This window comes from Mesorhizobium sp. USDA 4132 (assembly GCF_056279545.1).
Genome location: NZ_JBWCCP010000001.1, coordinates 2,887,775 through 2,911,617, shown reverse-complemented (window position 1 = coordinate 2,911,617; position 23,843 = coordinate 2,887,775). Strand labels below are relative to the sequence as shown.

Here is a 23,843-nt window from a genome sequence, read left to right as displayed (position 1 = left end):
ACGGCGAATCGCTTCGTCACTTGCACCCGGCTGACCGAAACCGCTTCTTGTGGATGAAGGCAATCAGCTTGTCTTCCATCAAGCGCCGCTGCTTGGCAAACGCGTAGAACCATTTCCGCTTGTTGGTTTTCCTGGCCCGGCCGGAGCTCGCCAGGATTTCGCTTGCGGCATCCGTCGTGGTGACGGGCGAGGGCCAGAAGGAATAACCGTGGCCGGTGCGGGTCAGCCAGTGGCGGAAATAATTGTCGACAGGCGCGAACATCTTGCTGTGTTCCTCGATGAAGAGCCGGGCGCCTTCGCGCGACCAGACGATTGCACTCGTCGTCATCGGGAAGTAATGCGCCGCCACCAGTTCGCAGTCGTGGCCCCCGATGCCGTAGCGGGAAAGGGGAGTGGCGATCTTCAGCTTGTTGTTGCCGATATTGATCAGCCGCCAGTCGGGATCGACCTTTTCAAGATCCGGGAGCGCCGCTTCGAGCAGTTCGACCGGGTTGCAGAGCGGCAGCGCATCGTCTTCCAGCACCAGCGCATAACGGGCGTCCGATTTCAGGAAATGTTCGGCAACCTTCAGGTGGCTGCGGTAGCAGCCGATCTCGCCGCCGACGAGGGTGCGGCCCATATAGCTCTCAGCGCGTTCCGCGTCATAATCCGGGATCGTCGCCAGATCGAACTTGCGGCCGTCGACGGCGGAGATCCGCTCGAAGGCGATGCCGAAGGTTGAAAGACGGTCGCTGATGGTCTGCAGGCGGTCATTGCTGCCATCCAGATTGATGACATAGGTCTCAAGCGATTGCATTTTTCCCTTTTCCGCCAAGGAGGCGCAGCGACTTTTGGGTCCGCCACTTCCGCTTCCGTCGCCGGTAGACTTGTGATGATGTAACGATGTGGTCGAAACTGTTCAGACGTTGCTATATCGTGGCCGTCTCGTTTTTGGAACAGCGGCGCGTTTATGCCTGATAACATCGTCGACTTGCGGGCTGAAGTTCTTCGGCAGCGCATACGCAGCAGGCCCAACATTTCAGGGACAACCATTCGCCTACCCCTTGCGCAGGTTTTTCAACCGTAACATATAGGCGGCGCTGCCTATAGATGCTGGTTTCCGGTACAAAGCGGCGGAAAACGGACAGGCGAGGCGACATCGATGCGGGTTCACCAGTATATTTTCGGCAAGGACGGCGGAGCGGAGAAGTTCTTCGTGCATCTGGTCGGCGCGCTTGCGCGGCGTGGCGTGGAGCAGACGGCCGTGATGCGCTGGAACCGCCGCTGGAAGCCGGATGTCGAGGCCCATGCACGTGTCATCGAGAGCAATTTCCGCAACCTGTCGATCGATCGCATCCTGCTGCCGATGAAGGTGCTCTCCATGGCAAAGCGGGACAAGGCCGACGCGATTATTTCCTGGTCCACCCGCGGTGCTCGCCTGATGCCGGACTATAAGGGCGGTATCAAGCTCTCTCGTCTCGGCGACTACCCCACCCATCTCGGCTATTTCAAGAATTCCGACATTCTCGTCTGCAATACGCCGGGCATTGCCGACCATGTGCGCAACAATCTCGGCTGGACCCGCGGCGTCGAGGTGATTTCGAACTTCACGGACACGTCGGTCGTGGCGCCGATCGCGAGGTCGGTTGCCGATACGCCGGACGGTGTGCCGCTGATCATGACGATGGGCCGTTTCGTCAAACGCAAGCGTTTCCACCTGCTGATCGAGGCGATGACGGCGGTGCCGGACGCCTATCTGTGGATCGCCGGCGACGGCGAGGAGCGGGAAGCTCTGGAAGCGGTCATGCGCGAGCACAAGATGGAGAACCGGGTGCGGTTCCTCGGCTGGCACAAGGATACGCGGCCGTATCTGGCCGCCGCCGACATCTTTATCATGCCATCCAGCCATGAGCCGCTCGGCAATGTCATTTTCGAGGCATGGGCGCAGAGCAAGCCGGTGATTTCGTCGCGCTCGGAAGGTCCGTCCTGGTTCGTGCGCGATGGTGAAAACGGCCTGCTCGTCGATATCGATGACGTGGCCGGGTATTCGCGCGCCATCAACCAGGTGATCGCCGACCCGCAGTTGGCCGCGAGCCTTGGCGAACAGGGCAGGGCGACGCTGGTCGGGCAGTTTTCGGAAGAGGCTGTGGCGAACGCCTATATCGAGCTTTTCAAGCGGAAGCCGTGATCCGGTAGATATTGCCGAGCAGCTTTGCTTCGCCCTCGATGCTGAAATTTTCAAGCGCGTGGGCGCGGGAGCGGATCGAGGCAGCCTTGCGGCGGTGCTCGTCGTCCATGAGGGCGGCGGCCGCTTCGGCCATCGCATCGACGCTGTCGCGGGCGATGATCAGGCCGGTTTCTTCCTCGCCGGTCACCAGCAGTTCCGGGAATGCGCCGACATCGGTGGCGATCACCGGGACCGCGGTCGCCATGGCTTCCAGTGGCGTCAGCCCGAAACCTTCCCAGCGCTGCGGCGCGATGAAGAGGTCGAGGGCGCGATACCATTCGTTGATATCGGTATGCTCGCCGACAAACAGGATGCGGTCGGCGAGGCCGGCGGCGGCGACCTTCTTCTTCAACCCATCCTCGAAATCCACATGCGGGCCGGTGGCGCGGCCGGCGACGATCGCCGACCAGTCCTTGCGCTCGGCAAGCACCTTGATCATCGAATCGACGAAAAGATCGGTGCCCTTCTGGCGGCGCACGCGGCCGAAACAGCCGACAATCTTCTGTGCGGGATCGAGACCGCGGGCGCGCTTGGCCTCGGCCTTGTCCGATGGTGGTGAGAAGCGGTTGGTGTCGATGCCGTGCAGCACGACGGTGTTCCTGACCGTCAGATAATCGGCCGTCTTGCCGCTGGTGGCGATCACGCCGTCCATTTTCGAGACCAGCCATTTCGTCCAGCCGGTATGGCGGCGCTGCGAGGCTGAGGTGAAGACGATCTTCATCGGCATGCGCAACACGTCACGCATGAAAATTGCCGGCAGCATCTCGATATTACGGCGTGCATGCCAGATCCGGCACCGCCTGCCGCGCGGCGGCGACCAGAGGCGGAAGAGGTCGCGGTAGCGGATATGCGGCAGATCAGCGGGCAGGCCGGGGCCAAGCGCTGCGACCTTCTGGCCAAGCGATCTCTGGACGGGGACGAGCTGGATGATCGTCGACGTGACGCCGGAGAGGCGCCGCTTGAAATTCGGCGCGATGACTTCGACGTCACGGATATCGATGATGGCGGGATCGCCGTTTTTGCCCACGGGCGTATCAGCCCCAGGAAATGGCGAGGATGGCGTAGGCCTTGGAGCCGCCGGGAGCGACCACTTCGATGGAATCACCCTTTTCCTTGCCGATCAGCGCGCGCGCAATCGGCGAAGAGATGGAGATGCGGCCGGCCTTCACGTCGGCTTCCTGGTCGCCGACGATCTGGTAGATCTTTTCCTCGTCGGTGTCCTCGTCGACCAGCTTGACGGTGGCGCCGAACTTGATCTTCGAGCCGGACATTTTCGACAGGTCGATGACTTCCGCACGCGCGGTCAGGTCTTCAAGCTCGGTGACGCGGCCTTCGTTATGGCTCTGGGCCTCCTTGGCGGCATGGTATTCTGCATTTTCCGAAAGGTCGCCATGGGCGCGCGCTTCCGCGATTGCCTCGATGATACGGGGGCGCTCCTCCTGCTGGCGCCAGCGCAGCTCCTCCTGCAGCTTGGAAAAGCCACTCTGCGTCATCGGTACCTTTTCAACCATTTCCTTGTCCTTCAGGCGTATGCCCGCGGATGCCGCGGACACAAAAAGAAACAGGTTCCGGAGCGAAACTTCGGAACCATCGTAAAATCAGAATGTAGGTCACTATAACAGGATTTCGACAGCGAGCGCTAGGAATTTCGAAACCTTGTCCGTGTGCCCCTACCTCCGCATGTGGGTACAAGCGGCACCATTTGTCAATGACTTGACGGGCGAAAAAGGAACATTTGGCGAACGCTCCAATGAAGAAGTCGCTGAAAGAACGAAGGTCTTTTCCTTTCCTCTGGCATCATCCGCTCTTCCGACCACACGATGGAGGAGATGGTTCGGATCTTCGTTACGGTGCATCCGTCCTATCTGCTGCGCATTCCCGACGAGGGCAGGAAGGCGGAGGAGCTTGCCCGATTCAGGCAGGACATGAGCGGGATCAAGCGCTTGGCGGCGTGAACGGAGAGACTGATTCAGGCGGGAATTCTGCTGTACAATCGAGGCTTGGATCCGTGCGGGTGTTTTTGGAAATATTAAATTAAAGGTTGTGCCTTTTGTGGATGTTGTTCTAACTTAACTGCGATGTGAGGGGTGGTTCCGGGGGCGACAATGACCAGCACATATATAATTTCTGCGAGAAAGCGTGAGGGCACCAACTTCACCGAAGAGCCAGGGCCGATAAGGTTTCTCAAGGTTCCGAGCGGCGTCAATCATTACGATGCCAGGCATGTCATTTCCAGCAGCAAGGATTGGGTCTCCGAAGTACAGGGGCTTGCGGATGGAGACGAGAATCCAAATTCGATTGGCCCGAGTGGCGACGTGCTCATATTCATTCATGGCTATAACAACGCCATTCCCAATGTGATCGAGCGTGTCAGGCAGCTAAAGGAAGATATGAAGGCTGAAGGTTGGCGCGGTGAAATCGTCGCGTTCGACTGGCCTAGCGACAATCAGACACTGAACTATCTTGAGGACCGATGGGATGGTGCGGCCGTCGCTGCCGAGCTTGTGACCAAGGGCATCCTTTTGCTCAGCCAGGCACAGAAGGCCGGCTGTCAGACTAACGTGCACCTGATAGCCCATTCCGCAGGGTGCTATGTCACCCTTGAGGCTTTTGCGCAGGCCGAGAAGAAAGGTGAGCTCTTCAAGAGCGATTGGCGCATGGGCCAGGTAGCTTTTATCGCGGGTGACGTCTCCAGCGATAGTCTTGCTCTGTCAAGCGATTGGAGCCAGCCCATGTTTAAGCGGATCATGCGCTTTACTAATTATTCCAATCCGTTTGATTCAGTGCTCGCTGTCTCCAATGCGAAGAGACTCGGCGTTGCTCCGCGCGCGGGGCGTGTTGGCTTGCCGGCCGTCGTCAATTCGAAAGCGGTGGACGTCGATTGTGGTGATTATTTCGAGGGTGTCGATCCGAAGTCGCAGCCGAGTCTCGGCTCCTGGACGCATTCCTGGCATATTGGCAATCGGCTGTTTGCCCGAGACCTCTCCATGACACTAGAAGGTGCAATTGACCGCCAGGCCATTCCAACCCGGAAAATGAAAAATGGCCGCTTGACCCTTCAAGAGGGAACACGGCCAAAGTTCCAGGGCGACTGGCATATCAAGGACGATGCGAAGACGGCGTCCGCTCGCATCGCCTGATATGGCTCAGAAATAGCTCTGCAGCGGCCGGACTTCCAGATTGCCGGCTTTCAGCGCCTTGATCGCGAGTGCCGCGGCTTCGGCGCCGGCCATGGTGGTGTAGTAAGGCACCTTTTGCATCAGCGTCGCGCGGCGCAGCGATTTGGAATCCGAGATCGCCTTGTTGCCGTCCGTGGTGTTGATGACAAGCTGGACCTGGCGGTTGCGGATCGCGTCCTCGATATGGGGACGGCCTTCGAGCACCTTGTTGATGCGGGTGGAGGCAATGCCCTGTTCGGCAAGGAAGCGGGCGGTGCCGCCGGTTGCAAGCACCTTGAAGCCGATGTCGGTCAGGATGCGGATCGCCGGGAGCACGCGGGCCTTGTCCTCGTCGCGCACGGAGACGAATACCGTGCCGTCGCGCGGCAGTTCGACGCTGGCGCCGAGCTGCGACTTGGCGAAGGCCAGTGCGAAATCCGTGTCGAGGCCGATGACCTCGCCGGTCGAGCGCATTTCCGGGCCAAGCAGCGTGTCGACGCCGGGGAAGCGGGCGAACGGGAAGACTGCTTCCTTGACGGCGATATGCTTCAGCGCGCGCGGATCCGGCTTGGTACCGTAGGCAGCAAAGGTCGCGTCGAGCTTTTCGCCGGCCATGACGCGGGCAGCGATCTTGGCGATCGGCGCGCCGATGGTCTTGGCCACGAACGGCACCGTGCGCGAGGCGCGGGGGTTGACTTCGAGAACGTAGACCGTGCCGTCCTTGATGGCGAACTGGACGTTCATCAGGCCGACGACATGCAGCGCCTTGGCCATGGCTTTCGCCTGGCGTTCCAACTCGTCGATCATCTCGTTGGAAAGCGTGCGCGGCGGCAGCGAGCAGGCGCTATCACCCGAATGGATGCCGGCTTCCTCGATATGCTCCATGATGCCGGCGACATAAACGTCGGTGCCGTCGCAGACACAATCGACGTCGACTTCGATGGCGTTGCTCAGGTAGCTGTCGAACAGAAGCGGGTTCTTGCCGAGCAGGGTGTTGATTTGGCCGGTCTTGTCGTTCGGGTAACGCTGCTTGATGTCTTCCGGCACCAGGCCCGGCACGGTGTCGAGCAGGTAGGTCTGCAGCATCGATTCCGAATGGATGATCTGCATGGCGCGGCCGCCGAGAACGTAAGACGGACGCACGACCAGCGGGAAGCCGATTTCGGCGGCGACGAGGCGGGCCTGTTCGACGGAATAGGCGATGCCGTTGTTCGGCTGGTTCAAATCGAGCTTCATCAGAAGCTTCTGGAAACGGTCGCGGTCTTCGGCAAGGTCGATCATGTCGGGCGCGGTGCCGAGGATTGGGATGCCGTTCTTTTCGAGCGCCTCGGCAAGCTTCAGCGGCGTCTGGCCGCCGAACTGAACGATGACGCCGACCACTTCGCCCTTTTCCTGCTCGGCGCGCAGGATTTCGATGACGTCTTCAGCGGTCAGCGGCTCGAAATAGAGGCGGTCCGACGTGTCGTAGTCCGTCGATACGGTTTCCGGGTTGCAGTTGATCATGATCGCTTCATAACCGGCATCCTTCAGTGCGAAGGCGGCGTGGCAGCAGCAGTAGTCGAACTCGATGCCCTGGCCGATGCGGTTCGGACCGCCGCCGAGGATGACGACCTTTTTGGCGGCTGAGACTTCCGCTTCTGAGCGCAGGCTGCCGACGAAGGGCGTCTCGTAGGTCGAATACATGTAGGCGGTCGGCGAGGCGAATTCGGCGGCGCAGGTGTCGATGCGCTTGAAGACGGGGCGGACATTCAGGCTGTTGCGCAGTTCCGCCACTTCCTTCGGCCGCTTTTTGGTAAGGCTTGCGAGGCGAGCATCGGAGAAGCCCATGGCCTTCAGCATGCGCAGGTTCTCGGCATCCTCCGGCAAGCCGTGCTCGCGGACGCGGGCTTCCATGTCGGTGATGCCCTTGAGCTGGGCGATGAACCACGGGTCGATCTTGCAGGCCTCATGGACTTCGCCTTCGGTGAGGCCGAGGCGCAGCGCCTGGGCAACCATGCGCAGGCGGTCCGGGGTCGGCGTACCGATCGCGGCGCGGATGGCGTTCCTGGAGTTCTCACCGTCCTCGAAGCCGGGGATTTCGATCTCGTCGAGGCCGGTCAGGCCGGTTTCAAGGCCGCGCAACGCCTTCTGCAGCGATTCCGCGAATGTGCGGCCGATCGCCATGACTTCGCCGACCGATTTCATCGCAGTCGTCAGGACCGGCGAGGCGCCCGGGAATTTTTCGAAGGCGAAACGCGGGATTTTCGTCACGACGTAGTCGATCGACGGTTCGAACGAGGCAGGGGTGGCGCCGCCGGTGATGTCGTTGTCGAGTTCGTCGAGCGTGTAGCCGATCGCGAGCTTGGCGGCGACCTTGGCGATCGGAAAGCCGGTGGCCTTCGAAGCCAGAGCGGACGAGCGCGAGACGCGCGGGTTCATTTCGATGACGACGAGGCGGCCGTCCTTGGGGTTGACGGCGAACTGCACGTTCGAGCCGCCGGTCTCGACGCCGATCTCGCGCAGAACCGCGATCGAGGCGTTGCGCATCATCTGGTATTCCTTGTCGGTCAGCGTCAGCGCCGGCGCGACGGTGATCGAATCGCCCGTGTGGACGCCCATCGGGTCGATGTTCTCGATCGAGCAGATGATGATGCAGTTGTCCGCCTTGTCGCGGATCACCTCCATCTCGTATTCCTTCCAGCCGAGCACCGACTCTTCGATCAGCACTTCCGTGGTCGGCGAGGCATCGAGGCCGCCGGAGACGATCTCGAAAAATTCCGAGCGGTTATAGGCGATGCCGCCGCCGGTGCCGCCCATGGTGAAGGAGGGACGGATGATGGCGGGCAAGCCGACCACGTCGATCGCCTGGGCGGCGATCGCCATGGCGTGGCTGATATAACGCTGCTTGCGGTCGGTCTCGCCGAGGTTCCACTGGTTTTCGAGCTCGTCGAGTGCCGTGTCGAGTTCGGCACCCGTCAGGCTTTCCTTGACCCGATTGCGCTCGATCTCATGGGTCTTGCGGTCGGCATCCTTGATGTCGGTGGCATTGGCCAGCATCGACTTCGGGGTTTCGAGCCCGATGCGGGACATGGCTTCCCGGAAGAGGGCACGGTCCTCGGCCATGTCGATGGCGGCCGGCTTGGCGCCGATCATCTCGACATTGTAGCGGTCGAGCACGCCCATCCGCTTCAGGGAGAGCGCGGTATTCAGCGCGGTCTGGCCGCCCATGGTCGGCAGCAGCGCGTCTGGACGTTCCTTGGCAATGATCTTGGCGACAACTTCCGGGGTGATCGGTTCGACATAGGTCGCGTCGGCAAGGCCCGGATCGGTCATGATCGTCGCCGGATTGGAATTGACCAGAATGACCCGGTAACCTTCTTCCTTCAGCGCCTTGCAGGCCTGGGTGCCGGAATAGTCGAACTCGCATGCCTGGCCGATGACGATCGGACCCGCGCCGATGATGAGGATCGATTTCAAATCTTGGCGCTTGGGCATGGGGTATCTTTCCGCTTTTTGCCTGCGCAGAAAACCGGCACGGCGTGGAATACCACCGGTCGGGTCGCGCGAGCATGTCTTTTCAGGCTAGACGCGGCTTATAGGCAAATGTTCTAGCGAACGGAACCCCATAAATCGCCAAATCGACAGAAATCGAGGTCCGGTCTTGAGGTGTTCAGATAGCGAAACCTTAATCAGATTTGCATAGTGTCAAGAAATCGGGGGCTTCCTATCGAGACGTGAACAGATGCAGCAGCGCGTGGCATGCACAGAGCAGGCGGTGCGATTTTTGATATGTGTCGCCCGCGAATGCCGGGTTCGCCTGCGCAAGGATGCGCTGCTTTACGCACTTATCGGCTTCTATTCGCTCGGAGGCCTGATATTCCTCGGCCTTACCAGCACGACGGAGATGATTTCCTATCAATTTTACTTCGATAAATGGCCAGCAGTGTTTGCTGTTTTTCTGCCGCTGATGGCGGTCATTATCGATCTGTCCATGCTGATACTGCGTTTCGACAGGCGGCGGCCGCTTGCCTATCGCCGCGTTTTTTCCGCCCGGCGTGTCGCCTCTCTGGTCTCCGGCGTGCTGTTGATGATGGGCCTGATGGTTTTCCAGGGCACGTTCACCTCGATCAAAAACGCCTTGCCGACGCTGGAAGGTGGTTTCCGTTACGACAAGATACAGGCGGATATCGACGCCTGGATATATTTCGGCTTGGATCCTTGGCGGCTGCTGCATGCGGTGGCCGGTTACGACGTGGTTCTTGCCATCGTCGAATTCAACTACAGCGTGGCGTGGTTCATCATCTGCTTCGGCGCGCTCTTCTTCGTCCTGACGTCACCAGCCGCCGATGGTATTCGCCAACGTTACATGCTGCTTTTTCTGTTTGTCTGGGTCATATGCGGCAATGTGCTTGCGGGTATGTTCCTGTCGGCTGGTCCGGCCTTTTACGGTGCCGTGACCGGCGACCACGCCCGGTTTGCTGCGCTGACGGCGTTTCTTGCTTCGAGCCAGTGGGCGAATTCCGCGGCGCATTACCAGTCCTATCTCTGGAGTCTCTACGAACAGGGCACCCCTGGTTTGGCAAGCGGTATTTCCGCCTTTCCGAGCGTCCATGTCGGCCTGATCACCCTCAATGCCTACTTTATGGCCGAACGTTCCCGCAGCCTCGGCATCCTAGGCTTTACCTATGTAGGCTTTGTCCAACTGAGCTCCGTCTATCTCGGCTGGCACTATGCCATCGACGGATATGTCTCGTTCATGATCGTGACGCTGGCCTATTTCTTCGCATCGGTGTTCTGGCGAGCGCCTTTCGTGTTCATCCGGCGTTCGGACGCAGCCGCAGCGTCATAGCCAACGGGTGGTAATCTAGTCGAACCGCGACCGCACCGCGTCCATATAGGTGCGGCTCACGGGGATTTCCGTGCCGTCCTTCATGATCAGCACGAGCTTGCCGCCGTCGCGTTTCAATGTCTCGACATGGGCATCCGCCACCCAGTGCGAGCGGTGCACCTGCAGGCCAGGCGTGACCCCAAGTTCCTTCAGGGCGTCGGCAAAACGCAGCAGGATCAGTTCGTGGCCGCGGCTGGTGACCACGTCGGTATAATGGTCTTCGACGGAAAGTCGCAGGAGCGCGCCGCGGTTCTGGGGTTTCAAGCGAGCGAGGATTTCAGGTTCCGATGCGGAGGAGGCCGCCGGCGCCGGTACAAGCGTGGGCGGGGCGGAAGCTTCGGCGATCTGCCGGTGCATCGCCGTATAGGTCAGAAGACAGAAGAGGGCGCAGAGCGGCAGCGCGAACAGCGCCCGGTGCAAACCATCACTCATCCCGGTCCAGTGGCCGAAGAAGGCGAAATCGATGGCGCCGAGTGCAAAGCCGATCGGCAGGGCTGCAACCAGCGAACCGATCATCATGCGGGCGAGCGCATGGTTGACGCGGTTGCGCAACAGGATTTCCGCGATGATCGACAGACAGATGGCGATCGTCCAGGTGACGGCATGGACGATCAGCCAGTAACCGAGCCGGACGCCGAGCGTCATCCGCTCCAGCGTGCCGTAGGGGCCGGTGACGACGAAGATCAGGATGACGAGCGTAAAGGTCGTCCAGAAGCGCCAGGAGCGGGTGAAGATCTGCAATTCACGAAGCGTGGAGCTCAAAAACGGGTGATTCACGAAGTTTGTCCGTCGTTTGCGCCATTCCGATTGAGGGCAAGCCAGTCATGGCGGAAACAGGCGATCAATTCAATCGCCTCCCGTTCTCGCTGATTTCGACAGGGACTTCCCATGAACCTTCAACCGCTTCTTGACGCCCCGCTTGCCGTGCAGGTCCATGTCGGGGCCGTTCTGCCGGCGTCGGTGCTCGGCGCCTATATCCTTCTCAATCGCAAGGGCACGCCGGTCCACCGCCTGCTCGGCAAGATCTGGATGGCGCTGATGGTCATCACCTCGCTCTCCAGCTTCTTCATCCACCAGATCAACCTCGTCTACGGCTTCAGCCCGATCCATCTCCTGTCGGTCTTCGTGCTCGTCGGGGCGTGGCGGTCAATCAGTGCGGCGCGCGCTCATAATATGAGAGCGCACAAGGCGACCGTTATCGGCATGTATTTCGGCGGCATCGTCATCGCCGGCCTGTTCACGCTGATCCCGGGCCGGATCATGAACACCGTGGTGTTTTCCGGCGGACCGAGCTGGATTTTGCTTCTGACGCTCATCGCGATCGCCGGGATTCTTCTTCAGCAGAGGCTGGCGTCGCGGCGAATTTAGGAGCTTGTATCAAGAATTTCCTCGAAGCGTACCGTTCGGCGCCTTCCTGTCATGGACAGGCCCGGCTTGCGGGATTAGAGCTGCAACCAAGACACTTGCAGCAACGGCCATCCGCGATGACGACCGCTTGCGCGGAGGAAATTCAATGGCCGATGCAACATCCAAACCCGTTTCCGCAACTGCCGCCGAAGTGACGATCCTGCCGATCATCCTGGCGGTCAGCTTCTGCCATATGATCAACGACATCATGCAGTCGATGATCTCGGCGATCTATCCGATGCTCAAAACGGATTATGCGCTCGATTTCTGGCAGATCGGCATATTGACGCTTGCCTTCCAGTGCACGGCCTCGCTGCTACAACCGGTGATAGGCATCATCACCGACAAGAAGCCGTTCCCCTATTCGCTGCCGGTCGGCATGGGCTCGACCTTCATCGGCCTGTTCATGCTGGCGAACGCGCATTCCTATGGGGTGCTGGTGATCTCCGCCTCGCTGATCGGCATCGGCTCGGCCGTCTTCCATCCGGAATCCTCGCGTGTGGCGCGGCTCGCTTCCGGCGGCCGTTACGGGATGGCGCAGTCGGTCTTCCAGGTCGGCGGCAATTTCGGCCAGTCGATCGGCCCGCTGCTCGCAGCCTTCATCATCGTGCCGAACGGTCAGGGCAGCGTTGCCTGGTTCTCGGGAATCGCGCTGCTCGGCATTGTCGTCCTGTCGTGGGTGGCGCGCTGGTACAAGGCGCATATGCTCGCCAACCAGGGCCGCAAGCGGGTGCTGAAGGCCCATAACCTTTCAAAGCGGACGGTGACCATCTCGCTCATCGTGCTGACCATCCTGACCTTCTCCAAGAACGCATACATGGCGTCGATCAGCAGTTATTATACATTCTTCGTCATCGAGCGCTTCCAGGTGACGGTGCAGCAGTCGCAGATCATGCTGTTCATCTTCCTCGGCGCCGTCGCGCTCGGCACGGTCATCGGCGGGCTGGTCGGCGACAAGTTCGGCTCCAAGGTGGTGATCTGGTTCTCGATCCTCGGCGTGCTGCCGTTCACGCTCGCCATGCCATTTGCCAACCTGCCGGTGACGATCGCGCTTTCGGCGATCATCGGTTTCATCATGGCATCGTCCTTCCCGGCGATCGTGGTGATGGCGCAGGAACTGGTGCCAGGCCGGGTGGGGATGATCGCCGGCATCTTTTTCGGGATCGCCTTCGGGATCGGCGGCATCGCCGCGGCGGTGCTCGGCATCTTTGCCGACCGTTACGGCATCACCTTCGTCTACAATGTCTGCGCCTTCCTGCCGGTATTTGGATTGCTGACGGTTTTCCTGCCGGGCAAAAAGGCGCTGCGGGTCGCCTGAAGACGAATCTTCGGCTATGTGATGCGGGGACGGATCGCTTTTGCGGCCGCCAGCGTTATATCGGCCAGGATTCGGTCGAACAGGAGAGCACGACATGGAATGGAGAGGGCGCCGGCAATCGGACAATGTCGAGGACCAGCGCGGCGCTTCCATGGACGGCAGTCCGCTGGGTCGCGGCGGCCTGCGCATCCCGATCGGTGGCGGTGGCCGCCGTGGCGGAGGGCTCGGCATCGGCGGGATCATCGTCATCCTGATCATCTGCTGGATTACCGGCATCAACCCGCTCTCGCTGCTGTCAGGCGAGCTCGGCATGGACGGTTCGGGTTTCGAACAGCAGCAGACGACCGGCAACCGCACGCCGGCCAATGACGAGACGACCGCGTTCGTGCGCACCGTGCTGGCGGAGACGGAAGATACCTGGAACGGCATTTTCCAGGCCAACGGTCAGCAGTATCAGGAGCCGACATTGGTGCTGTTTTCCGGCAAGGTGAACTCCGCCTGCGGATTTGCGTCTTCCGCAACGGGACCCTTCTATTGCCCCGGCGACCATAAGCTTTATCTCGACACCAATTTCTTCAAGGAGCTTGAACAGCGCTTCGATGCTGCCGGTGATTTTGCCGAAGCCTATGTGATTGCCCACGAGGTCGGCCATCACGTACAGAACCTTCTCGGCATCCTGCCGAAATTCAACCAGGCCCGCCAGCGGATGAGCGAGGCCGATGCCAACCGCATGTCGGTGCGCGTCGAGCTGCAGGCCGACTGCTTTGCCGGCGTCTGGGGCAAGTTCACCCAGCAGAAGGGCATTCTCGATACCGGCGATCTCGAAGAGGCGCTGAACGCCGCCCAGCAGATTGGCGACGATACGCTGCAGAAGCGCAGCCAGGGCTATGTCGTGCCGGAAAGTTTCAACCACGGCACTTCGGCGCAGCGCGCGCGCTGGTTCAAGCGCGGCTTTGATACGGGCGACATGAAGGCCTGCGATACGTTCTCGGGGAATGTTTAGCTTCCAGACCTGTAGGAGAGGGCGGAGCCAGATCGCCCCCCCTCTGCCCTGCCGGGCATCTCCCCCACAGGTGGGGAGATCACAACAGGCACGATCCCCGCTTCCAAATAAGCGGCACCCTCAAGAGCCAAATCACTTATACATGCCGTCACGCAGGTTGATGCCGTATTCCACATAGGCCTTCAAGGCGCAGAGCATCTGCGACCAGCCCTGGCAGTTGCCGTAGGAGGCAGAAAGTCCGCCGGGTGTTTCGCGCCAGCCTTCCTCGGCGATCGTCACCAGTGTGCGATCATCCTCCAGTGGCTCGAAGGTCATGGTGACCGTCGTCTTGTAGTGGGCGGGGGTGACGTTTTCCGGTCCCTGTTCGGCCGCATTGCCCTCCGTCGCGTCCCAGCGCAGCACGATCTTGCTGTTCTTCTCCACCTCGACGACCTCCACCGGAAACGCCCCGGGAAAATCGGCGAAATCCCACGTGACGATGGTGCCGGTCTCCAGCCGCCCCTTGGCACCGCCAGTGGTGAAATAACCCGAAAGCTTCTTGGGATCGGCGACGGCCTCGAACACTTCCTCGACCGGTTTTGAAATCCGGCCGGATACCTTGAATTTCAGTTCCATGATCTTTCTCCCTTGTTTCTCCCTGCATTATGTTATAAAAATATAACATGTCAAGCAGTGAAAAAAACGACCGTATTTTCAAGGCTCTAGCAGCTCCGGTTCGCAGGGAGATTCTGGACGAGCTGAAGGACCGGCCACAGACGACGGGCGATCTCTGTGCCCGGTTTCCGAAGCTCGACCGCTGCACCGTCATGCAGCATCTGAAAGTTCTGGAGGGGGCCGACCTGGTGCTGGTGAAGCGCGAGGGCCGGGAGCGCTGGAACCATTTGAACCCGCTGCCGATCAAGGCGATCCACGACCGCTGGATCGGCGCCTATGCGGCGCATGCCGTGGATATGCTCGACCAGATGAAGCGGGATCTGGAAGACTAGCGGATCAGCAGTGCAGTGCCGTAAAGCCCGAGCGCGAAAACGGTGTGGGCGGCGAAGTTGAGAAAGCGAACCTTGTTCGGCCTCGGCGTCTTCGAGGCGGCCCAGCCGAGGCCGAGGCCCGGCTGCATCAGGAACCAGCCGGCGCCGATGGTGACGATGCCGAGGATCCAGGCGGGAATGAAGGTGGGGGCGGCGAACCAGTTCTGCCCCATGACCAGGGCGAGGATCAGACCGTAGAGAACACCGATGGCATAATGGCCGGCCCAGCCGAGAGCCAGTTCATGTTCGTAGGGTTCGGCTGCCGCGATGCTGTCGTGAAACAGCTTTCCGCGGTGCAGGTGCCAGAACCAGCGCCCGGCCGGAGCCCAGTTGGCCTTGGGCTGGCCGAAGACCCTGTTCAGCACGATCGCCCAGAGGTCCATCAGGATGGTGGCGCCGAGCCCGATGAGAATGCCGCGCCAGAGAAGTTCGATCATGAGAGGCCGCCGGAGAGAGGGAAGTTCAATTCCAATCTCTATGAGGTCCGGTTTGGGCTGTCGAGATCCTGCAGGCTTCCAGACTAGGGAAACATCTTGTCGGCGGTGGCGGTCGCGAGCGTCTTGCCTCCGGCGTCCAGAGCATTCACCGTGAATCGGTATTTGTGCTTACCGGACGGCGGGCAGGGTCCGGTATAGCTGAAGGCGCCGTAGGCGAGCGATTTCTGGCCGGAAAAATCCACCTTGCCGCCGCCGTGGTTATACTCCGGCACGTTCATATCCTTCATGCGGATATCGAGCGCCTTGGTGCCGGCCGGCACGCCCGACAGCGAGATCGGCGGCGATTTCGAATCGAAACATTTCTTCGTCGGTCCCCAGTCGAAGGAGACCTTCATATCCGCCATCGCGGCGGTACACGATGCCAAGAGAAATGCGATCACCATCAATCCGCGCATGACAATCCCCCAATCGATCACGGTCGAAGCAACAGGAGGCAGACTAGGCTTTCGCGTGCATCTGTCAACGGAGGTCGCGCATAAATGGTGGATGGCCGGGCTGAGGAACTAACGTTCTGGAAGCAGAAGAGCGCCGGGTTGCATGACCAAGCGTTGCGGTTGTGCCTTTCATCAAAAACTTTGAAATGTTCACGTATTGTTTCGGTTTTCCTTTGCCGCTATGTAGGCAGCCCGGCGAATTGATCGTCTTTCAAGAAAACACCATTGCTAGAGAGACATTTAATGCTCGACCCGAAATTTGTCCGCCGAGGCCTTTTCCTCGTCTTCATGATCCTGTTTCTGGATATCATCGGGATCGCAATCATCATGCCGGTGCTGCCGACCTTCCTGCGCGAGCTGACCGGCGACGACATGAGTGCGGCGGCCGTGGACGGCGGCTGGCTGCTGCTTATCTATTCCGGCATGCAGTTCCTGTTTGCGCCGCTGCTCGGCAACCTCAGCGACCGTTTCGGCCGGCGGCCAATCCTGCTCGCCTCGGTCCTCACCTTCGCCCTCGACAACCTGATCTGCGCGGCCGCCACCAGTTTCTGGATGCTGTTCGTCGGTCGTGTGTTGGCCGGTATTTCCGGCGGCAGTTTTGCCACCTGCTCGGCCTATATTGCCGATATCAGCAATGAGAAAAATCGCGCCAAGAACTTTGGCCTGATCGGGATCGCCTTCGGCGTCGGTTTCACGGTCGGGCCGGTGATCGGAGGGCTGCTCGGCGAACTCGGGCCGCGTGTGCCGTTCCTTGGCGCCGGGCTCTTGTCGCTTGCCAATTTCGTCGCTTCCTGGTTCCTGCTGCCGGAGACGCTCGACAAGGCGAACCGCCGCAAGTTCGAGTTGAAGCGCGCCAATCCGCTCGGTGCGCTGCGCCAGATGCGCCACTATCCGGGCATCGGCTGGATCATGCTGGTGATGTTCCTCTATTGGTTGGCACACGCGGTCTATCCGTCCGTCTGGTCCTTTGTGTCCACCTATCGTTACGGCTGGAGCGAGGGGCAGATCGGCCTGTCGCTCGGTCTGTTCGGTATCTGCGCCGCGTTTGTCATGGGCTTCATCCTGCCGAAACTGGTACCTGTGCTCGGCGAATGGAAGACTGCGGTGCTCGGGCTTTGTTTCTGCTGCCTCGGCCTTAGCGGTTATGCCTTCGCGTGGCAGGGGTGGATGGTCTATGCCGTCATCCTTGTGACGACGATCGAGAACGTCGCCGATCCGGCGCTGCGCAGCATTGCTTCGGCCAAGGTGCCGCCGTCGGCCCAAGGGGAGCTGCAGGGCGCGATGACGAGCCTCACCAGCCTGACGACGATCGTCGGTCCGGCGATCTTCACGCAGCTGTTCAGCGCGTTCACGGGGGAGCATGCGAAAATGGAGTTCGCGGGTGCGCCATACATGATGGCGGCGATTTTCATGGCTTGTGCCATTTTGGTGTTCCTGAGCCGGATTTCACGGAAAACACAGGTGGTTGGGCGCGAAACCGAGCTCACGCATCAGATTTCTTGAAGAAACGTCCAAAAATACTGCTGGATCGCCTGTAAGTGTTGCCGCACGGATGATGCTCCTCTATAGGCTGTGTCATCCGCCGCTCGCCAGTTTCTGGAAGCGGCTTTTTTCGTCTGCGGAGGAGTGTCATGTCGAGCCTTTCCACCACCATGGCTGTGACGGTGACGGACAATTCCTGGTCCGCACATATGCGCGCGACCCTTGCGCTCGGCGTGCCGCTGGTCGGGGCGCAGCTGGCGCAGATGGCGATCAATACAACCGACGTCATCCTGGTCGGCTGGCTCGGCACCACCGAGCTCGCTTCCGTGGTGCTCGCCACGCAGATGTTCTTCCTGGTCTTCATCTTCGGCACCGGGTTCACCAGCGCCGTGGTGCCGATGGTGGCGCAGGCGCTCGGGCATGGCGATAGCCGCTCGGTGCGTCGGTCGGTTCGCATGGGGCTGTGGATCGTGCTTGCGTTCGGGGTGCTGACGGCGCCGATTCTGTGGTTCTCGGCACCCATCCTTCTGGCGCTCGGGCAGCAGCCGGATGTCGCGGCAAATGCACAGAGCTATTTGCGCATCGCCCAATGGGGCATTTTCCCGGCGCTGGGGCTGATGGCGCTTCGAAGCTTCGTCACCGGGCTCGAGAAGGGCGGCATCGTGCTTTACGTCACGATCGTGATGTTCCTCATCAATGCCAGCCTTGCCTATCTGCTGATCTTCGGTCATTTCGGTGCACCGGAAATGGGCCTGCACGGGGCGGCAATCGCTTCCGTCGCCGCCAACCTGTTCGGTTTCGTGGCCGCTCTCCTTTATGTGGAAAGCCAGCCGAAGATGCGCGCTTACGAGATCTTCGTGCGCTTCTGGCGGCCGGACTGGAGCATGGTGCGCGAGATTGTCGTGCTCGGCCTGCCGATCAGCTTCACCATTCTGGCGGAAACCAGCCTGTTTTCGGCTGCCTCCCTGCTGATGGGCATCATCGGCAAGCTGGAACTCGCAGCCCACGGCATCGCGCTGCAGCTCGCAGCGATCGCCTTCATGATCCCGCTCGGCCTGTCGCAGGTGGCGACGGTGCGCGTCGGGCTGGCCAATGGCCGCGGTGATCTTCTCGGCGTCAAGCGGGCGGCGCTTGCCGTGCTTGCGGTCAGCGTCCTGTTCACCACAATCGGCAGCGTGCTGTATGCGACGATCCCGCACTTCTTCGGCAATCTCTTCCTGGATACACGCAAGGAGGACGCCGCGACCGTGCTGAAATTGGCGGTGCCGCTGATCGTCATCGCCGGGGCTTTCCAGCTGGTCGACGGGCTGCAGGTGGTCGGGGCCAGCCTGCTGCGTGGCCTCAAGGACACCAGGGTGCCGATGGTGCTGGCGCTGATCGCTTATTGGCCGATCGGTTTCGCCTGCGCCTGGGTCTTCGCGTTCCCGCTCGGGTTTCGCGGCGAGGGCGTCTGGTTTGGCTTCGTCACCGGCCTCGCAGCGGCCGCGGTTCTGCTTTGCGGCCGCTTCTGGCTGCTGGTGAGACGCCAGGCCAGAACGACCCGCTGAAGAGCCAGCGGACCGTCTTTGTTGGTCAGGCCGGTTGGAGCTCTTGTAAAACCGCCCTGTGGTAGAAGCCGACATTGGTCTCTACGCCGAGGCGTCGGCTCAACGCCTGCCTATCGATGCCTGCCTCCTCATCGGATTTTGCGACTGCGGCAATGACCGGCTGAAGAGCGTGCTCGCCTTCGAACTGGAGGATGGTGATGACGTTGAACGGTCCGGCGCTGGAAGCCTGTTCCAGGATCAGGTCGTCGACGAAGCCCGGCTGGGCGCGGATAACCTTATGCGTCCTGTGAACCAACGCCATGAATTCTTCGCGCCCTTCGACCGGGACCGCAAACCTGTTGACGCGAAAAATGCGTCGATTCTGTATTTCGCTCATATGAAAAACCCCTGCTCGATCTTGAACAGGGGCGTTTATGGGACCTCAACCAATGTTGAGGTCAATAGGCGGCTGCGGATTTTTTAAGCGCGCCGGAATTCAGCGCTCGGCGAGGGCAGGTTCGCCCTTCTTCTCGCGCACCATGTTGATGAAGCGACGGAAGAGATAGTGGCTGTCCTGCGGGCCGGGCGAGGCTTCCGGATGGTGCTGGACCGAGAACACCTGCTTGCCAGTGACGCGCAGGCCGCAATTGCTGCCGTCGAAGAGGGAAATGTGAGTCTCCTCAACGCCTTGCGGCAGAGACTTCGAATCCACCGCGAAGCCGTGATTCATCGAGACGATCTCGACCTTGCCGGTGGTGTGGTCCTTGACCGGATGGTTGGCGCCGTGATGGCCCTGATGCATCTTTTCGGTCTTGGCGCCGAGCGCCAGGCCGAGCATCTGGTGGCCGAGGCAGATGCCGAAGGTCGGGATATCCGTCTTGATGACGTCCCTGATGACCGGCACGGCGTATTCGCCGGTCGCGGCCGGGTCGCCCGGGCCGTTCGACAGGAAGATGCCATCCGGCTTCAGAGCCATGATGTCTTCCGCAGAGGTCTGGGCGGGCACCACCGTCACCTTGCAGTCGAGGCCAGCGAAAAGGCGCAGGATGTTGCGCTTTACGCCGTAGTCGACGCAGACGATATGGTATTTCGCGTCTTCCGGCTTCAGGTCTTCATACCCTTCGTTCCAGACCCAGGGCTTCTGGTTCCATTGCGAGGACTGGCCGGAGGTGGCTTCCTTGGCGAGGTCGAGGCCTTCGAGCCCGCTCCATGCCCTGGCTTCGGCCTTCAGAGCCTCGATATCGAAGACGCCGTTGGGGTCATGGGCGATGACGGCGTTCGGTGCGCCGTTCTGGCGGATCCAGGCGGTGAGCGCGCGGGTGTCGATGCCCGAAAGGCCGATGATGCCGCGGGCTTTCAGCCAGCCGTCGAGATCCTTAGAGGCGCGGTAGTTGGAAGGCTCGGTGATGTCGGCCTTGAAGATCGTGCCGACCGCGCCACGGCGAGCTGCCGGCGTCAGGTCCTCGACGTCTTCTTCGTTGGTGCCGATATTGCCGATATGCGGGAAGGTGAAGGTGACGATCTGGCCGAGATAGGAAGGGTCAGTCAGGATCTCCTGGTAACCGGTCAGCGCGGTGTTGAACACCACTTCGGCCGGCACCTTGCCGGTTGCGCCGATCCCGGTTCCTTCGATCACGGTGCCATCGGCCAGAACGAGCAATGCGGTGGGTTTCTTGGTGGTCCAGGGAGCGGTCGCGGTCATATCCATCCTTCTGCCTCACCGGTCCGGTCCCTTGAAGAGACAGGCTGCGAGGGCCATTTATGGTCGTGAGAGACGGGCGCGCGGAATCCCGGCGCAAGCCCTAACCTCTAAATCTCGTGCAGGTGCCGGAAAATAGACAAAGCAGGCGAGGTGGTCAATCTCGGCGCCGAAGAATTCCATGGGGATTATAAGCCATCGGATTCAAGGATTTGGGCGAATTGATTTGATCGCCTCCGGCCCGTCGTCTATGACAGCGGTGTGAATGCCAAGGAAAAGCCACAATTCACGACGCCTGCGCCCAGGCTTTTCCCAAGGAGAAAAATGATGTTGCGCGACAAGCTTTCGGATGCGCTCAAGGACGCCATGAGGGCCAGGGAAACCCGCCGGCTTTCGACCGTGCGGCTGATCCAGACTGCGATCAAGGATCGCGATATCGCCAATCGCGGTCTCGGCAAGGACCCGGTCAGCGACGACGATATCCTGCAGATTCTGCAGAAGATGGTGAAGCAGCGCGAGGAATCGGCGAAGATCTACGAAGACGCCGGCCGTGCCGAACTTGCAACGCAGGAGCGCGAGGAAATCGACGTCATCAAGGGTTTCATGCCCGAGCAGCTTTCGGACGAGACGGTGCAGGAATTGATCAAGGCGGCGATTGCCGAGTCCGGCGCCCAAGGCCTGCGCGACATGGGCAAGGTCATGGCGGTGCTGAAGGAAAAGCATCCGGGCCAGATGGATTTCGCCAAGGCTTCCGGCGTGGTGAAAGAGCTTTTGAAGTAGGCGGCCCTTTTTAAGGCCGGTAAACGAAAGGCGGGAATCCGGTCACCGGATTCCCGCCTTTTTGCTCTTTCGGATCTTGCCGGCCGACTGCGGACTTGCCGCCGGCGAGATGGTCCGGGGCGCGGCGATACACTGCGACACCCCCGTCCGAAGAGCGAAGGAGCTGGATTCGCAGCGCCCCGGACACACCGCCGACACTTGCGAATTCAAGGAGAGCTAAGTCCCGCCGCGGCTGTCTTGCAAATTACAAAAAGATAATTTTGCGTGCTCGCGATTTGCCTAAAATTTGCCGAATGTCGGCGCTGAAAGATGTGGCGACTCTGTCCGGGAGCAGCCTGTGAATAGCGGGCAGCAATTTCCTTGTTGGTGGCTTTCCTGAAAGCCTGCGCTTATATGGAAACTGGCCCCAAGAGGTAGAAATGCGCTTTTCCAACAGTTTTCTCGACGAGATTCGCGACCGCGTGCCGATATCTGGCGTGATCGGCCGGCGGGTGACGTGGGATCGCAAGAAAACCAACGTCTCGCGCGGCGACTACTGGGCCTGCTGCCCCTTCCATGGCGAGAAGAGCCCCAGCTTCCATTGCGAGGACCGCAAGGGCCGATACCACTGCTTCGGCTGCGGTGTCACAGGCGACCATTTCCGGTTCCTGACCGATCTCGAAGGGCAGAGTTTTCCCGAAGCGGTGCAGACTGTCGCAGACATGGCCGGCATCGCCATGCCGCAGCCGGACCCCCAGGCCGAAAAGCGCGAGAAGGAACGCACGACGCTGCTCGACGTCATGGAGCTGGCGACGCAATTTTTCCAGGATCAGCTCCAGAGCGCCGTCGGGGCGAAAGCGCGCGCCTATTTGCGCGACCGCGGGCTGACCGGCCGCACCATCGAGACCTTCCGCCTCGGCTATGCGCCGGAAAGCCGCAATGCGCTCAAAGAACATCTGGCCGGCAAAGGCGTGCCGAAGGACCAGATCGAGGCTTGCGGCCTTGTCGTGCATGGGGAGGGGATCGCCGTCTCCTACGACCGCTTTCGCGATCGTATAATGTTCCCGATCCTGTCGTCGCGGGAAAAGGTGATCGCGTTCGGCGGCCGTGCCATGGCGCCGGATGCGCCGGCGAAATATCTGAATTCCAACGAGACCGAACTCTTCCACAAGGGGCAGGTGCTCTACAATTTTTCACGGGCACGACGGGCTCAGGGTGTCGGCAAACCCGGACAGGGCGAAGGCACGATCATCGCCGTCGAAGGTTATATGGACGTGATCGCGCTGCACCAGGCGGGCGTCGAAAATGCCGTGGCGCCGCTCGGCACGGCGCTTACCGAAAACCAGCTCGAGCTTCTCTGGCGGATGACCCCCCAGCCGGTGCTCTGCTTTGACGGCGACGGCGCCGGCCTCAGGGCAGCAAGCCGTGCCGCGGATCTGGCGCTACCGTTCCTGAAACCGGGAAAATCTGTGCGTTTCGCCCTGCTTCCCGATGGCAAGGATCCGGACGATCTCGTTCGCCATGAAGGCCGCGCGCCCTTCGACAAGGTGCTCAACGAAGCAAAGCCGCTGGTGGAGATGATCTGGCAGCGCGAAGCGGCATCGGCAAGTTTCGATACGCCGGAAAAGCGTGCCGAACTCGAAGCGCGGCTGAAGCAGATCGTTTCCGTCATCGCCGACGAAAATGTGCGCCGGCATTACCAACAGGCCATCCGCGACCGGCTGAACAGCTTCTTCGCGCCGGCTCAGCGCGGCGGCAATGATCGGCGCCAGAATTTTCAGCGCGGCGGCGGTGCTGGTGGCAGGCCGGGGCAGGGTGGCCCGCCGCAGGGGCCGCGTGCTGCGGGAAGGGCCGCCGGCGTTTCCGACCGGCTTGCGCGCTCTGGTCTCGTGCGTGGTTACCGCGACCTGCCAGCGCTGCGGGAAAGCGTGCTGGCGCTGACCATCGTCAATCATCCCCAGTTGCTGCTGGAGGAATATGACGAGATCGCCGCGATCGATTTCGAGAACCGCGACCTGCAGCGCTTCTGGTCGGCGATGTTGCCGGCAGCCGCGACTGCGGGCGCCAACCTGTCGCGCGAATACCTGATGCAGCGGCTTGCCGGCGAGGGGTTTGATGTCATCCTGAAGTCGCTGGACCAGCAGGTGCGCAACGCGCGGCTCTGGACTGCGACCGAGATCGCCGCGCTGGAGGATGCCCGCGAGGGGTATCGCCAGGCGCTGTCGCTGCACAAACGCACCAAGGCGCTCAGGCTCCAGAAGATCGATCTGGAGCGAGAAATCGCCGAAACGACGGAAGCGGGCGATGCCGGCGAGATCGAGCCGCTGCTACGTGCGCTGTCGGAAGTCCAGCTCGAAATTCTCCGCATGGAAAACCAGGAAGCGATCATCGACGGGTTCGGCGTGCTTTCCGGCCGGGTAAAGGGGGCGGCCGTTAGCCACGGCTGAGGGACCTGCGGCTGG

Annotated in this window: 22 protein-coding genes; 12 read left to right on the top strand and 10 right to left on the bottom strand. The window is 60.9% G+C overall.

The genetic code is table 11. The annotated features are described in order from the left end of the window. Positions 1-16: 16 nt before the first annotated feature. Complete coding sequence (locus ACZ9IU_RS14835) at positions 17-796, bottom strand: glycosyltransferase family 25 protein (protein WP_051899770.1); 780 nt, start codon at positions 794-796, stop codon at positions 17-19. A 345-nt stretch (positions 797-1,141) separates the two neighbouring features. Here ACZ9IU_RS14835 and ACZ9IU_RS14830 point away from each other — a divergent pair, with 345 nt between their 5' ends. Next, entirely contained in the window at positions 1,142-2,167 is a 1,026-nt protein-coding gene (locus tag ACZ9IU_RS14830; RefSeq protein ID WP_038544154.1) for a glycosyltransferase, read from the top strand. On the opposite strand, the gene ACZ9IU_RS14825 is transcribed toward ACZ9IU_RS14830, so the two are convergent. Further along, positions 2,151-3,209: a glycosyltransferase family 4 protein gene (locus ACZ9IU_RS14825; RefSeq protein WP_038549429.1), complete on the bottom strand. Its 1,059-nt coding sequence runs from the start codon at positions 3,207-3,209 to the stop codon at positions 2,151-2,153. The genes ACZ9IU_RS14830 and ACZ9IU_RS14825 overlap by 17 nt on opposite strands. Positions 3,210-3,240: 31 nt before the next feature. Next, positions 3,241-3,717: a transcription elongation factor GreA gene (gene greA / locus ACZ9IU_RS14820; RefSeq protein ID WP_038544152.1), complete on the bottom strand. Its 477-nt coding sequence runs from the start codon at positions 3,715-3,717 to the stop codon at positions 3,241-3,243. 318 nt (positions 3,718-4,035) lie between these two features. Here greA and ACZ9IU_RS14815 point away from each other — a divergent pair, with 318 nt between their 5' ends. Together ACZ9IU_RS14815 and ACZ9IU_RS14810 are read left to right on the top strand one after the other, a co-directional pair. Continuing rightward, the gene (locus tag ACZ9IU_RS14815; RefSeq protein WP_275452109.1) at positions 4,036-4,161 is read left to right on the top strand and encodes a hypothetical protein; all 126 of its coding nucleotides are present in this window, start codon (positions 4,036-4,038) and stop codon (positions 4,159-4,161) included. A gap of 150 nt (positions 4,162-4,311) precedes the next feature. Continuing rightward, complete coding sequence (locus tag ACZ9IU_RS14810; protein ID WP_038544150.1) at positions 4,312-5,346, top strand: alpha/beta hydrolase; 1,035 nt, start codon at positions 4,312-4,314, stop codon at positions 5,344-5,346. A gap of 6 nt (positions 5,347-5,352) precedes the next feature. Here ACZ9IU_RS14810 and carB read toward each other — a convergent pair whose 3' ends face one another. Next, on the bottom strand, positions 5,353-8,838 hold the full coding sequence (gene carB, locus ACZ9IU_RS14805) for a carbamoyl-phosphate synthase large subunit (protein WP_038544148.1): 3,486 nt from the start codon (positions 8,836-8,838) through the stop codon (positions 5,353-5,355). A 280-nt stretch (positions 8,839-9,118) separates the two neighbouring features. Here carB and ACZ9IU_RS14800 point away from each other — a divergent pair, with 280 nt between their 5' ends. Next, positions 9,119-10,192, top strand: coding sequence for a phosphatase PAP2 family protein (locus ACZ9IU_RS14800; protein WP_157885151.1), 1,074 nt, complete (start codon positions 9,119-9,121; stop codon positions 10,190-10,192). Positions 10,193-10,207: 15 nt separating this feature from the next. Here ACZ9IU_RS14800 and ACZ9IU_RS14795 read toward each other — a convergent pair whose 3' ends face one another. Then, entirely contained in the window at positions 10,208-11,008 is an 801-nt protein-coding gene (locus ACZ9IU_RS14795) for a LytTR family DNA-binding domain-containing protein (protein WP_038544147.1), read from the bottom strand. A gap of 111 nt (positions 11,009-11,119) precedes the next feature. Between ACZ9IU_RS14795 and ACZ9IU_RS14790 the strand changes: the two genes are divergently transcribed. The 3 genes from ACZ9IU_RS14790 to ypfJ all read left to right on the top strand — a co-directional run bounded on the left by ACZ9IU_RS14790 (position 11,120) and on the right by ypfJ (position 13,959). Then, positions 11,120-11,599, top strand: coding sequence for a DUF2306 domain-containing protein (locus ACZ9IU_RS14790; protein WP_038544145.1), 480 nt, complete (start codon positions 11,120-11,122; stop codon positions 11,597-11,599). Between the two features lie 145 nt (positions 11,600-11,744). Continuing rightward, entirely contained in the window at positions 11,745-12,956 is a 1,212-nt protein-coding gene (locus ACZ9IU_RS14785; RefSeq protein WP_038544143.1) for an MFS transporter, read from the top strand. 94 nt (positions 12,957-13,050) lie between these two features. Next, positions 13,051-13,959, top strand: coding sequence for a KPN_02809 family neutral zinc metallopeptidase (gene ypfJ, locus ACZ9IU_RS14780; protein WP_038544141.1), 909 nt, complete (start codon positions 13,051-13,053; stop codon positions 13,957-13,959). Positions 13,960-14,091: 132 nt separating this feature from the next. On the opposite strand, the gene ACZ9IU_RS14775 is transcribed toward ypfJ, so the two are convergent. After that, positions 14,092-14,574 carry an SRPBCC family protein gene (locus ACZ9IU_RS14775; protein WP_038544139.1) on the bottom strand — a complete coding sequence of 161 codons (483 nt, stop codon included), beginning with the start codon at positions 14,572-14,574 and terminating at the stop codon, positions 14,092-14,094. Between the two features lie 47 nt (positions 14,575-14,621). Here ACZ9IU_RS14775 and ACZ9IU_RS14770 point away from each other — a divergent pair, with 47 nt between their 5' ends. Continuing rightward, positions 14,622-14,945, top strand: a complete 324-nt coding sequence (locus ACZ9IU_RS14770; RefSeq protein ID WP_038544137.1) for an ArsR/SmtB family transcription factor — start codon at positions 14,622-14,624, stop codon at positions 14,943-14,945. On the opposite strand, the gene ACZ9IU_RS14765 is transcribed toward ACZ9IU_RS14770, so the two are convergent. Together ACZ9IU_RS14765 and ACZ9IU_RS14760 are read right to left on the bottom strand one after the other, a co-directional pair. After that, positions 14,942-15,421 (bottom strand): DUF2938 domain-containing protein, encoded by a 480-nt coding sequence (locus tag ACZ9IU_RS14765; protein WP_038544136.1) that lies wholly within the window; start codon positions 15,419-15,421, stop codon positions 14,942-14,944. The genes ACZ9IU_RS14770 and ACZ9IU_RS14765 overlap by 4 nt on opposite strands. Positions 15,422-15,504: 83 nt before the next feature. Then, a complete protein-coding gene (locus ACZ9IU_RS14760) occupies positions 15,505-15,876 on the bottom strand; it encodes a YbhB/YbcL family Raf kinase inhibitor-like protein (protein WP_038544134.1) in 372 nt (123 codons plus the stop codon). Between the two features lie 282 nt (positions 15,877-16,158). Here ACZ9IU_RS14760 and ACZ9IU_RS14755 point away from each other — a divergent pair, with 282 nt between their 5' ends. After that, entirely contained in the window at positions 16,159-17,418 is a 1,260-nt protein-coding gene (locus ACZ9IU_RS14755) for a TCR/Tet family MFS transporter (protein WP_038544132.1), read from the top strand. 128 nt (positions 17,419-17,546) lie between these two features. Continuing rightward, positions 17,547-18,944 carry an MATE family efflux transporter gene (locus ACZ9IU_RS14750; protein ID WP_051899768.1) on the top strand — a complete coding sequence of 466 codons (1,398 nt, stop codon included), beginning with the start codon at positions 17,547-17,549 and terminating at the stop codon, positions 18,942-18,944. A 25-nt stretch (positions 18,945-18,969) separates the two neighbouring features. On the opposite strand, the gene ACZ9IU_RS14745 is transcribed toward ACZ9IU_RS14750, so the two are convergent. After that, positions 18,970-19,320 carry a hypothetical protein gene (locus tag ACZ9IU_RS14745; RefSeq protein WP_038544130.1) on the bottom strand — a complete coding sequence of 117 codons (351 nt, stop codon included), beginning with the start codon at positions 19,318-19,320 and terminating at the stop codon, positions 18,970-18,972. Between the two features lie 99 nt (positions 19,321-19,419). Further along, positions 19,420-20,625, bottom strand: a complete 1,206-nt coding sequence (gene carA / locus ACZ9IU_RS14740) for a glutamine-hydrolyzing carbamoyl-phosphate synthase small subunit (RefSeq protein ID WP_038544128.1) — start codon at positions 20,623-20,625, stop codon at positions 19,420-19,422. Positions 20,626-20,949: 324 nt separating this feature from the next. Between carA and ACZ9IU_RS14735 the strand changes: the two genes are divergently transcribed. Both ACZ9IU_RS14735 and dnaG read left to right on the top strand, forming a co-directional pair. Then, positions 20,950-21,402, top strand: coding sequence for a GatB/YqeY domain-containing protein (locus tag ACZ9IU_RS14735; protein WP_038544126.1), 453 nt, complete (start codon positions 20,950-20,952; stop codon positions 21,400-21,402). Between the two features lie 419 nt (positions 21,403-21,821). After that, positions 21,822-23,828 carry a DNA primase gene (dnaG, locus tag ACZ9IU_RS14730; protein ID WP_038544125.1) on the top strand — a complete coding sequence of 669 codons (2,007 nt, stop codon included), beginning with the start codon at positions 21,822-21,824 and terminating at the stop codon, positions 23,826-23,828. Positions 23,829-23,843: the final 15 nt, after the last annotated feature.

Bases quoted from the DNA above. Each gene is read 5' to 3' on its own strand.
- ACZ9IU_RS14790 (WP_038544145.1), top strand. From the start codon at position 11,120: ATGAACCTTCAACCGCTTCTTGACGCCCCGCTTGCCGTGCAGGTCCAT.
- ACZ9IU_RS14835 (WP_051899770.1), bottom strand. From the start codon at position 796: ATGCAATCGCTTGAGACCTATGTCATCAATCTGGATGGCAGCAATGAC.
- ACZ9IU_RS14770 (WP_038544137.1), top strand. From the start codon at position 14,622: ATGTCAAGCAGTGAAAAAAACGACCGTATTTTCAAGGCTCTAGCAGCT.
- ACZ9IU_RS14815 (WP_275452109.1), top strand. From the start codon at position 4,036: ATGGTTCGGATCTTCGTTACGGTGCATCCGTCCTATCTGCTGCGCATT.
- ACZ9IU_RS14765 (WP_038544136.1), bottom strand. From the start codon at position 15,421: ATGATCGAACTTCTCTGGCGCGGCATTCTCATCGGGCTCGGCGCCACC.
- ACZ9IU_RS14810 (WP_038544150.1), top strand. From the start codon at position 4,312: ATGACCAGCACATATATAATTTCTGCGAGAAAGCGTGAGGGCACCAAC.
- ACZ9IU_RS14755 (WP_038544132.1), top strand. From the start codon at position 16,159: ATGCTCGACCCGAAATTTGTCCGCCGAGGCCTTTTCCTCGTCTTCATG.
- ACZ9IU_RS14760 (WP_038544134.1), bottom strand. From the start codon at position 15,876: ATGCGCGGATTGATGGTGATCGCATTTCTCTTGGCATCGTGTACCGCC.
- ACZ9IU_RS14735 (WP_038544126.1), top strand. From the start codon at position 20,950: ATGTTGCGCGACAAGCTTTCGGATGCGCTCAAGGACGCCATGAGGGCC.
- ypfJ (WP_038544141.1), top strand. From the start codon at position 13,051: ATGGAATGGAGAGGGCGCCGGCAATCGGACAATGTCGAGGACCAGCGC.
- carA (WP_038544128.1), bottom strand. From the start codon at position 20,625: ATGACCGCGACCGCTCCCTGGACCACCAAGAAACCCACCGCATTGCTC.
- ACZ9IU_RS14750 (WP_051899768.1), top strand. From the start codon at position 17,547: ATGTCGAGCCTTTCCACCACCATGGCTGTGACGGTGACGGACAATTCC.
- ACZ9IU_RS14775 (WP_038544139.1), bottom strand. From the start codon at position 14,574: ATGGAACTGAAATTCAAGGTATCCGGCCGGATTTCAAAACCGGTCGAG.
- ACZ9IU_RS14830 (WP_038544154.1), top strand. From the start codon at position 1,142: ATGCGGGTTCACCAGTATATTTTCGGCAAGGACGGCGGAGCGGAGAAG.
- greA (WP_038544152.1), bottom strand. From the start codon at position 3,717: ATGGTTGAAAAGGTACCGATGACGCAGAGTGGCTTTTCCAAGCTGCAG.
- ACZ9IU_RS14785 (WP_038544143.1), top strand. From the start codon at position 11,745: ATGGCCGATGCAACATCCAAACCCGTTTCCGCAACTGCCGCCGAAGTG.
- dnaG (WP_038544125.1), top strand. From the start codon at position 21,822: ATGCGCTTTTCCAACAGTTTTCTCGACGAGATTCGCGACCGCGTGCCG.
- carB (WP_038544148.1), bottom strand. From the start codon at position 8,838: ATGCCCAAGCGCCAAGATTTGAAATCGATCCTCATCATCGGCGCGGGT.
- ACZ9IU_RS14745 (WP_038544130.1), bottom strand. From the start codon at position 19,320: ATGAGCGAAATACAGAATCGACGCATTTTTCGCGTCAACAGGTTTGCG.